Annotated in this window: 10 protein-coding genes; 5 read left to right on the forward strand and 5 right to left on the reverse strand. The window is 68.3% G+C overall.

Annotated features, from left to right (window positions below; translation table 11 throughout):
- Positions 1-64: 64 nt before the first annotated feature.
- The gene (locus HUV06_RS12000) at positions 65-679 is read right to left on the reverse strand and encodes a peptidylprolyl isomerase (protein ID WP_174301503.1); all 615 of its coding nucleotides are present in this window, start codon (positions 677-679) and stop codon (positions 65-67) included.
- A gap of 284 nt (positions 680-963) precedes the next feature.
- Here HUV06_RS12000 and HUV06_RS12005 point away from each other — a divergent pair, with 284 nt between their 5' ends.
- Together HUV06_RS12005 and HUV06_RS12010 are read left to right on the forward strand one after the other, a co-directional pair.
- Positions 964-3,456 carry an ATP-binding protein gene (locus tag HUV06_RS12005; RefSeq protein ID WP_174301504.1) on the forward strand — a complete coding sequence of 831 codons (2,493 nt, stop codon included), beginning with the start codon at positions 964-966 and terminating at the stop codon, positions 3,454-3,456.
- Positions 3,443-3,895: a response regulator transcription factor gene (locus HUV06_RS12010; RefSeq protein WP_254601084.1), complete on the forward strand. Its 453-nt coding sequence runs from the start codon at positions 3,443-3,445 to the stop codon at positions 3,893-3,895. Before HUV06_RS12005 ends, HUV06_RS12010 begins: the two co-directional genes overlap by 14 nt.
- Positions 3,896-4,392: 497 nt before the next feature.
- Here the strand turns inward: HUV06_RS12010 and HUV06_RS12015 are convergent, their stop codons facing one another.
- Positions 4,393-5,448: a COX15/CtaA family protein gene (locus HUV06_RS12015; RefSeq protein WP_174301505.1), complete on the reverse strand. Its 1,056-nt coding sequence runs from the start codon at positions 5,446-5,448 to the stop codon at positions 4,393-4,395.
- Positions 5,449-5,574: 126 nt separating this feature from the next.
- Between HUV06_RS12015 and HUV06_RS12020 the strand changes: the two genes are divergently transcribed.
- Complete coding sequence (locus HUV06_RS12020) at positions 5,575-5,760, forward strand: DUF2842 domain-containing protein (protein ID WP_174301506.1); 186 nt, start codon at positions 5,575-5,577, stop codon at positions 5,758-5,760.
- Between the two features lie 31 nt (positions 5,761-5,791).
- Here the strand turns inward: HUV06_RS12020 and tsf are convergent, their stop codons facing one another.
- Both tsf and rpsB read right to left on the reverse strand, forming a co-directional pair.
- Complete coding sequence (gene tsf, locus HUV06_RS12025) at positions 5,792-6,727, reverse strand: translation elongation factor Ts (protein ID WP_174301507.1); 936 nt, start codon at positions 6,725-6,727, stop codon at positions 5,792-5,794.
- A 169-nt stretch (positions 6,728-6,896) separates the two neighbouring features.
- The gene (gene rpsB / locus HUV06_RS12030) at positions 6,897-7,745 is read right to left on the reverse strand and encodes a 30S ribosomal protein S2 (RefSeq protein WP_174301508.1); all 849 of its coding nucleotides are present in this window, start codon (positions 7,743-7,745) and stop codon (positions 6,897-6,899) included.
- 228 nt (positions 7,746-7,973) lie between these two features.
- Between rpsB and HUV06_RS12035 the strand changes: the two genes are divergently transcribed.
- Positions 7,974-8,162 carry a type II toxin-antitoxin system HicA family toxin gene (locus HUV06_RS12035; RefSeq protein ID WP_174301509.1) on the forward strand — a complete coding sequence of 63 codons (189 nt, stop codon included), beginning with the start codon at positions 7,974-7,976 and terminating at the stop codon, positions 8,160-8,162.
- A 6-nt stretch (positions 8,163-8,168) separates the two neighbouring features.
- Entirely contained in the window at positions 8,169-8,657 is a 489-nt protein-coding gene (locus tag HUV06_RS12040; RefSeq protein WP_174301510.1) for a type II toxin-antitoxin system HicB family antitoxin, read from the forward strand.
- A 297-nt stretch (positions 8,658-8,954) separates the two neighbouring features.
- Here HUV06_RS12040 and HUV06_RS12045 read toward each other — a convergent pair.
- Positions 8,955-9,586: FAD-binding oxidoreductase (locus HUV06_RS12045; RefSeq protein ID WP_174301511.1), on the reverse strand; the 632-nt coding region annotated here is incomplete at its 5' end.

Consider the following 9,586-nt stretch of genomic DNA (forward strand, 5'->3'; position numbering starts at 1 on the left):
GCCTGCGTCGGCTCAGCCGCATGCAGGTCATGGAGCGGCAATGCGCGGCATGCGCCGCCATCTCTCACGCGAGCCGCTTCATGCTCAGGATCGGCACCGGCGGCTTCAGCCACTGGCCCTTCTGGTCGGGGAAGGGCGCCTTGGTCGAAGTGGGCAGGGCCAAGATGGTATGGACCACCGGGAGGCCTTCCACCACTTGGCCGAAGGCGGCGAAACCCAGGTTGTCGCCCTTAGCCTCCGGGTGCGCGTCCAGGTACGGCTCGGCGCTGGCGCAGATGAAGAAGCCGTCGGTGGCCGAGCCTGGCGCGAAGCGGCCGAGCGAGATCGTGCCCTCCACATGGCGCAGGCCGGTCTGGGTGGTGCTCTCGTGCGCGATCGGCGGGAAGGGGCGCTGCTTGGGCGCCGGGCCGCCCACGATCGTACCTTCCTTCGGCGCGCCGGGCGTGCGCGCGGCGCGGAAGAAGGTGCCGCCGTCGTACTTGCCGGCATCCACATAGCGCAGGAAGTTGGCGGAAGTGAGCGGAGCCTTCAAGGTTTCCAGCTCGACCACGATCACGCCGTGCTTCGTCCTGATCGCCACCTTCGGCTTGGCAGGCGCGGCGAGAGCCAAGGCCGGTGCGCCGATCAGCCATCCCGCCAGGCCCAGCAAACTCCGACGTGCGATCCCGGCGACGCCCATCGCTCGGCCCTCCCCTTCTGACCGGCTCGCCATAGTGCCTCAGACAAGGCCGGTCGAGCGGACGGCGGATGCGCCGGCCAGTCTGGCGGCGCTCAGCCCATTGATCCGGACGTCACGATTAACGCGTTCTTGACCCTGTTGCGCCAAGCTTTCCGGGCATGTGCGTGACATGGCCGCCTGCAGCACACCCAGGGCGCCAGCCTGCCGTTAAAGGCCTTGCCCGTGTTCAAGCTTTCAGGCGAGCGGGAAACCTTGCAGCAGCTGCTTACTCGACAATGAGCCGGATGAGGCGACAGCTCCAGGCCTGGTGGCTCGACCTGCAGGCGACGCCCAGCGTGGTCGCCGCAGCCGCGCTCAGCTGCGCCTTCTTCCTGGCCGGTCGGCTGTCAGCGGCCCTGATCAGCCACGACGGCCGGCTTGCGCCGGTGTGGGTCGCCAACGCCGTCGCTCTGACGGCCCTGCTGCGGTCGGAACGGCGGCGCTGGCCGCTGCTCATCTCCGGCTGCGTGATGGGCAACCTGGCCATGAGCCTGTCGAGCGGCAACAGCCTGGTCGCCTCCGCCTGCATGGTGGTCGGCAACGCACTCGAATACTCGCTGGCGGCCGTCCTGCTCACGCGTCTGCTGGGTCCCCAGGCCAGGATCGACGGTGCGCGCGCCCTGCTGGCCCTCGCTGGCGTGGCCGCAGGCGTGGGTCTTCTCGCAGCCGGCGTCATCGCCCTGTCGCTGCACCTCTTCCAGGGCGACGACCCGGTGCACGATTTCAAGTTCTGGACCCTGGCCCACCCGCTCAGCCTGCTTCTGGTCACCCCCTGCCTTCTGGTCCTGGCCCGGACCGGCGAGGAACTGCGCGAGCGAGCGCTGAACCGTCGCGCCACGGCGGCCATGGCGCTCCTGCTGGCTTGCGTGGTCGGCGTGTTCACCCAGAGCCAGGCGCCGGTGCTCTTCCTCATCCCGCCCGCCCTGCTCCTCGTCTCGGTGGAGTCCGGGGCGCTGGGCGCGGCGATCGGCGTGCTGCTTACCGCCTTCATCTCAGTGGCGGCGACAGCCAGGAATCTCGGACCTCTCGCCCTGATGCACGCCGACGTGGCGGAGCGGGCGGCGGTGCTGCAGCTTTTCCTGGTCATGTCGCTGATCTCCAGCCTGCCGGTCGCCAAGATGCAAGCGCGCCAGCGGCGCCTCCAGGCTTCCACCCTGGCGGAGGCCGAGCGCGCGGTACGGGCGGAGGCGGCGGCCTCGGAGAGCGAGGCGCGCTACCGCCTGCTGGCGGAAAGCGTGAACGACATGCTGGCCGTCACCTCGCCCGCGGACTCCTCCGTCGAGTTCGTCAGTCAGGCCAGCGAGGGCGTGCTCGGCTACCGGCCGGAGGAGCTGATCGGCCGCAGGTCGCTTGAATTCACCCATCCGGAGGACCGGCCGGCGGTGCTGAAGTTCTTCGGCCAGCTGGTCGCCGCCGGCCCCTCGACCACCCCCTCGCCCTACCAGTTCCGCGGCCGCCACAAGGACGGCGGCTGGCGCTGGCTGGAAGGCCAGCCGCGCATCATCTTTGATAAGGCCGGTGCGCCCCTGCGCTGCCAGGACGTCGTGCGGGACATAACGGCTCGCAAGACGATGGAGGCGGAGCTGCGCGCCGCCCATTCGGAGGCCCAGGCCGCCGTCGAGGTGAAGTCGCAGTTCCTCGCCAACATGAGCCATGAGCTGCGCACCCCGCTCACCGCGGTGATCGGCTTCACCAATCTGATCAGCGAGCGGCCGGAGCTGTCGCCGCAGACGCGCCAGTACGTCGAGCGGGTGCAGACCGCCGGAAAGGCGCTGCTCGCCACCGTCAACGATGTGCTGGACTTCTCCAAGCTCGAGGCCGGCCAGGTGGAGATATGCCCCTGGCCGACGGACCCGCTGGAGCTGGTGGACGAAGTGGTCCAGCTCTTCGGCGCCCAGGCCGAGGCCAAGGGCCTGCGGCTCCGGACCGACGTGGCCGCGGGCGTGCCGCCTTGCCTGGAGATCGATCCTGACCGGGTGCGGCAAGTGCTGACCAACCTGGTCGGCAACGCGGTGAAGTTCACCGATCGCGGCGCGGTCACCGTGGGCCTGGGCTACGGCGAGGGCGAGCTTCGCGTCGCCGTCACCGATACCGGCGGGGGCATCGCCGCCGATCGGGCCGGCCTGCTGTTCCAGCGCTTCTCCCAGATCGACGGGTCGAACACCCGCCGCCACGGCGGGACCGGGCTGGGCCTGGCCATCTGCAAGGGGCTGGTCGAGGCCATGGGCGGACGGATCGGGCTGACCAGCACGCCGGGCCATGGGTCGAGCTTCAGCTTCGCCATCCCCGCCGCCGCCCAAAGTCCGGCGGTAACGGCCCCTGAGATGGCTCCGACCCTACGTCTGACGAGCCCACGGCGCCTGCTGCTGGCCGAGGACAACCCGGTGAACCGTGAACTGGTCAAGGCGCTGCTCGCACCCTACCCGGTGGAGATCGAGACGGTGCAGGACGGAGCCGAAGCCGTCGAGGCGGCGGGTCGGCGTCCCTTCGATTTGATCCTGATGGACCTGCACATGCCGGTGATGGACGGACGCGAGGCGGCCGCCGCGCTGCGGGCCGGCGGCCCCAACGCGGCGACGCCGATCCTGGCCTTCTCCGCCGACGTGCTGCAGCTGGAGCTGGAGGCATTCGACGGGATGATCTCCAAGCCGATCTCGCCGCGCGGCCTGTTCGACTCGCTGGCCCTGCACATGGGCACGAGACCTGCGGTGGGGGAGCCTGTCCGTGTCGCTGTATGACGCCGGCGGCAAGCGCATCTTCGTGGCCGAAGACGATGCGGCCATCGCCGAGCTGCTCACCACGCGGCTGGAGATCGCGGGCTACCGGGTGAACGTCGCCCACGACGGCGCCAACGCGCTCCGCCTGATCCTGCTCAAGCCGCCTGCGGCGGTGATCCTGGACGTGAACATGCCCAAACTCGACGGCTTCAGCGTGCTGCGCACGATGCGCAGCCATCCCGCCTGCGCCCGCACCCCGGTGCTGATGCTCACCGCCCGCAAGTCCGCCGCCGACGTCAGGATGGCGCGGGAGTACGGCGCGAACGACTACCTCGCCAAGCCGTTCGAGGACAGCCAGCTGCTGACCCGGGTGGAGCGCCTGCTGCGGTCAGGGCGGACGCCGTCGGCCGCAGCGGCGCCGGTCCCACCGGCCGTGGAGGACGGCGCCACGTTTCTCTAGCCTTCGCTCCAGGCTCCGTCCGCCTCGGACCGCCAGTACCGCCAGTACCGCCAGTACCGCCAGTACCGCCAGTACCGCCAGTACCGCCAGTACCGCCGATGCGGGTGTTCGGACACCAATCGGTCAAGGCTTTTCCTCGCCGCGGCCGCGGGCCATGGGCGCGCTGGAGCACCTGGCCGCGCTCCTTGCGGTCGTCCAGACCCTTGGGCGTCAGCACGTCGGCCTCGAAGGCGCCGTCCCAGCAGCCTGACCACGTCCGCCGTCGCGGCCCGCCCGTCGCTCCCCGGGGCGACGAAGCCGACCACCAACCGTCGCTCACCGCCGCAAGCGCTTCGAGCACGGGGCGGAACGCCGACTCATGGAGATGCTCCTAAAGCGGCCGCGTCCGACGGGAGAGTCCAGAGCGGCTGGCGCACGACCCGATCCGACAATCCGCGAGCGCCTGGATTCGTTCAGATCGGCGACCCTCGGTGCCGGCGCCGGATCGCGGATACGGCCTAGCTCCGCCGCATGCGCCAGACCAGCCCGAGCGCCGAGGTGAGCAGAACCACCGCCCAGAGCTGGTGGATCAGGCTCAGCCAGAGCGGCGCGCCGGCCATCAGGGTGGCGATCCCCAGCAGCAGCTGCATCGTCACCACGCCGATCAGCACCAGCGCCAGCGTCTTGAGCATGGACGGCGCATTGCGTGCGGCGACGATCGTCAGCCCCAGGGCCACCACGACCACGACGACCAGGTAGGCGGTCATGCGGTGGTCGAATTGCACCGCCGCCTGACTGTGCACCAGCGTGGCCCACAGGCCATGGCCCTCCGAGCCACGCGCGGCGTAGGCGGCGGGCACGAAGCGGCCGTTCATCATCGGCCAATCGTTGTAGACCAGCCCCGCATGGTTGCCGGCCACCAGCCCGCCCAGCAGCATCTGCAGGAACACCAGCCCCACCAGCGCCGTCCCCCAGCCGATCCAGCTCGGCGGCGAGTAATGGTCGCCGCCGCGGGGTCGACCCGTCCAGGCCTCCCATCCCGTCCAGACCGCCAGGGCGTAGATGGCCAGCGCGAGGCCCAGGTGCGTCGCCAGCCGCTCCGGCGCCACATAGACCCGCGCCTCCAGCCCGCTCGCCACCATCCACCAGCCGATCAGCCCCTGCAGCCCGCCCAGCGCCAGCAGCAGCCAGCAGCGCCAGACCAGGCGGCGCGGTATCTTCTTCAGGAACAGGAACACGACCAGCGGCACGAAGAAGACGAGCCCCACCAGCCGGCCGAGCAGGCGGTGCGTCCACTCCCATCCGTAGATGAACTTGAACTGCTTCAGCGTCATGCCGACGTTCAGCAGGCGGTATTGCGGGATGGCCTGGTAGCGGGCGAACTCCGCCTGCCAGGCTTGGGCGCCGAGCGGCGGCAGGACGCCGGTCACCGGCCTCCACTGGGTGATCGACAGGCCGGAGCCCGTCAGCCGGGTGGCGCCGCCCACCAGCACCATGGCCACAACCAAGGCCGCGACCACGAACAGCCACGCAGCCACCGAGCGCGATCGTTCGAGGTTATAGCTCCAGCGCATGCAATCTCCGCTCCCGGGCCTCCCCGCCCCGATCTAGACCCTGGCCGGAGGTCCGTCCATGAGCGCGGTCGCTGCGCCATTCCCAGCGGGCTCGCGAGCGCCTATCTGGCGATCATGACGGCGCGGGTGCGGAAACTGATCGGCGGGCTGGGGATCGTGGTCTTCGTGATCGCCTATGCGGCGCTCGCGGTGACGATCTCCGCCATCCTGCCGCAGCGCTGGTGGGCGGAGCTGCCCTTCTATCTCGTGGTGGGGATGGCGTGGGGCCTGCCGGTCATCCCGCTGATCACCTGGATGAACCGGGGGCGATGACCCCTCTCCCAGGTGGGAGAGGGGCTGTACGCTACTGGCCCGTCAGGGCGGCGACCTCGCCCGCGAAGTCGTCCTTGGTCTTCTCCACGCCCTCGCCGAGCGCCAGTCGCACGAAGCCGGTCAGCACGATGGGCGCGCCGAGCGCCTTCGCCTGCTCGGCCACGAACTGCTCGATGGTCTGGTCGGGGTTCATGACGAAGGCCTGCTTCAGCAGCACCACCTCCTCGTAGAACTTGCGGATGCGGCCCTCGACCATTTTCTCGATGACCTGGGGCGGCTTGCCGGACGCCTGGGCCTGCTCGGAGAAGATGGCGCGCTCGCGCTCCACCGCCGCCGGATCGATGTCGTCCACCGATAGGGACAGGGGCGAGGTGGCGGCGATGTGCATGCCGATCTTGCGGCCCATCTCGGTCAGCTTTGCGGGGTCGGCGGAGGACTGCAGCGCCACCAGCACGCCGATGCGGCCGAGGTCCGGCGCCACGGCGTTGTGGACGTAGGCCGCGACCACGCCTTCGCCCACCACGAAGCGGGCCATGCGGCGCGCGGTCATGTTCTCGCCGATGGTGGCGATCAGCGTCGTCAGCATTTCGGTGACCGTCTCGCCGTTCTCCGTCGGGGCCGCGGCGAGCTTGTCCACGCCGCCTTCGACATCGAGGGCGGTCTTGGCCACGGCGCGAGCGGCGGCCTGGAACTTCTCGTTCCTGGCCACGAAGTCGGTCTCGGCGTTCACCTCGACGGCGACGCCGGTCATGCCGGCGCCGTCGGTGCGCAGCGCGATGGCGACCAGGCCCTCGGCGGCGACGCGGTCGGCCTTCTTGGCGGCCTTGGACAGGCCCTTGGTGCGCAGCCAGTCCATGCCGGCCTCGATGTCGCCGCCGGTCTCGGTCAGCGCCTTCTTGCAGTCCATCATGCCCGCGCCGGACTTCTCGCGGAGCTCTTTCACGAGCGCAGCCGTGATGTCGGCCATGGCCCTCTTCTCCTCATGTGTGGAAGCGGCCCGGGAGGCCCGGGCCGCGCAGTATCGATTGAAAGCCGCTCATCCCGGCGAATGCCGGGACCCAGATTGAAAGGCTCTGACGTGGGCGTTTTATGATCTGGGTCCCGGCATTCGCCGGGATGAGCGGATTAGGCGGTGGTCAGGCTGAGGCCGGCTCGACCGCAGCGGCGTCCAGCGCCTCTTCGGTCCGCTCGGTGGGCGCGTCCTCGGTCGGAGCCGGCTCGGTCGCCGCGGTCTGGCGCAGCGCCGGCTCCAGGCTCGGCGCTTCCGCCGCACCCAGGTCCACGCCCGACGCCGCCTGGCCGGTGGCCAGCCCGTCCAGCACCGAATCGGCCACCAGGTCGCAGTAGAGCTGCAGCGCCCGCGCGGCGTCGTCGTTGCCCGGCACCGGATAGGCCACGCCGTCCGGGTCGGAGTTGGTGTCCAGGATCGCCACCACCGGGATGTTGAGCTTGCGCGCCTCCTGGATGGCGATGGCTTCCTTGTTGGTGTCGATCACGAACATCAGGTCGGGGATGCCGCCCATGTCCTTGATGCCGCCCAAGGACAGCTCCAGCTTCTCCTTCTCGCGGGTCAGCGTCAGCAGCTCCTTCTTAGTGCGCCCCTCGCCGTGGCCCTCGAGCACCCCTTCCAGCTCGCGCAGCCGCGCGATGGAGCCGGAGATGGTGCGCCAGTTGGTCAGCGTGCCGCCCAGCCAGCGGTGGTTGACGTAGTACTGGGCGCAGCGCTTGGCGGCGTTGGACACCGGGTCCTGGGCCTGGCGCTTGGTGCCCACGAACAGCACCCGGCCGCCGCTGGCCGAGACCTCGCGCACCTTGAGCAGGGCCTGATGCAGCAGCGGGATGGTCTGCGACAGGTCGATGATGTGGATGTTGGCGCGCGACCCGAAGATGAAGCGCTCCATCTTCGGGTTCCAGCGGTGGGTCTGGTGGCCGAAGTGGGCGCCCGATTCGAGCATCGAGCGCATGTTGAAGTCGGGAAGGGCCATGGGTCTGTGTGTTCCTGTTTCCGGTAGCCTCCGCAGACGTGCCGCTCCCCGAGAGGAACGCCGGAAACGACCGCGCGCCAGGCGCACGACCGCATGTCTGCGTGTGGGATGGCGCGGCAGATAGGCCGGAACGGGGGAAAGATCAAGGCAAGACCGGGGAGCTTGCCCCCAGCTTATTGATCGCCACACCAACCGTGTGTATGAGTCCATCACATCGCATGGCTCGTGATGCACACTCGCGTAATCATCCAAATTCTCGAAGCCGACGGATGGGAGCAGCGGCGCGTTACGGGCGACCACGTCCATTTCCGACACCCGGAAAAGCCGGGCCTTGTGACAGTGCCCCATCCAAAGCGCGACTTGCCTGTTGGAACGTTGAGATCGATTGAGAAGCAATCTGGCTGCAAGCTAAGGTGATGAGATATGGCGCAATACTATGTCGCTCTCATTCACAAGGATGAGACGTCGGACTTTGGAGTATCGTTTCCAGACTTCCCGGGCTGCGTTAGTGCGGGCTCGACGATGCATGATGCGATTGTCGGTGCGGAAGAAGCACTACGCGGCCATGTTTCCGCCATGGTCGAGGCTGGCGAGCCCGTTCCAGAGCCTAGCACGATCGATAATGTACTATTCGACCCCGACAACAGAGGCGGACAAGCAGTTCTCGTGCGATCACCTATGGTCGCACGCAAGACGGTGCGTGTGAACATTACTTTGTATGAAGACGTTCTTGCGGAAATTACCTCGTTTGCAGAAAGTAAGGGACAAACGCGTTCTGGCTTCCTGGTGTCTGCAGCACGAAAGATCATAAAAACGGACGGCTTAGACGAGAGTTCTGCGCAGACCAGTAAGCGTCGCATGACCGAGAATAACGTCATTTCGCTGAACCATCGCGCAAAAGACGCATCGTGAGATGCGGTTTTTCGTACACGTTCAAGTTAGCGAACTAACGTCGAGAGATCGGGAACGACTCGACCTACTAATGGGCGCATCTGGCTACACACGGACTGTAGAAGAAAACGATATTGTCTGGGAAATGATTCCCGGGATGTATTGTAAGAATATTGAAGGTGAAGATACGTATAGCATACGAGATAAGGTTCAACTGATTACCGATAAGGTGACGGCTGGCTGCTCAATGGTAGTAACGTCAGGCGAAGCGGCCTGGAACCTACCTGTATTGCTCGAACCTGATCCGCAGATCGACGCTTAAGCAGGGTAAACCACCTCCATATCTAATGAGGAGGCTTTCAGCAGATCATCTATCACGGCCGCCGCAATCACCGGGGCCAGCAGCCAGCCGTTGCGGCGGGCGCCTGCGGCCAGGTAGAGGCCGCTCTGCGACCGCCCCACCATCGGGGCGCCGTCCGCGGTGGCGGCGCGGACGCCGGTGCGGGCGGTGAAGGGGGTGTCCGCCAGGCCCGGCATCAGGGAGAGGGCGGCGGCGTGCAGGCGGGCGACGGTGTCGGGGTCCAGGGCGAGGTCGGCGCGGCCCGGCTCCATGGTGGCGCCGAAGACGAGGCCGCCGCGCTGCGGTGCGGCATAGCCGAGGGGGCTGCGCACCGTGGGGCCGCAGGTCGGGCCGCCCTGGAAGTGCAGGACGTGGCCCTTGATCGGCTGCAGGGCTGTGAGTTCGGGGGCGAGCGCCAGCCACCGCCGGGTCTCGTAGCCCGCGGCCAGCACGGTGGCGTCGAAGCCCTGCACCGGCGGCGGCGGACAGGGCGCGGCCACCCGCGCGCCGCCGGCCTCGCGCAGCCGCTCGGCCAGGGCCGCCAGCAGCGCCAGGGGATCGAGGCGGCCGTCCCGCCGCACGTGGAGCGCGCCCTGGCCGCCGGGCGGCA

The sequence above is a fragment of the Caulobacter sp. S45 genome (assembly GCF_903642205.1).
Taxonomy (GTDB): domain Bacteria; phylum Pseudomonadota; class Alphaproteobacteria; order Caulobacterales; family Caulobacteraceae; genus CAHJWH01.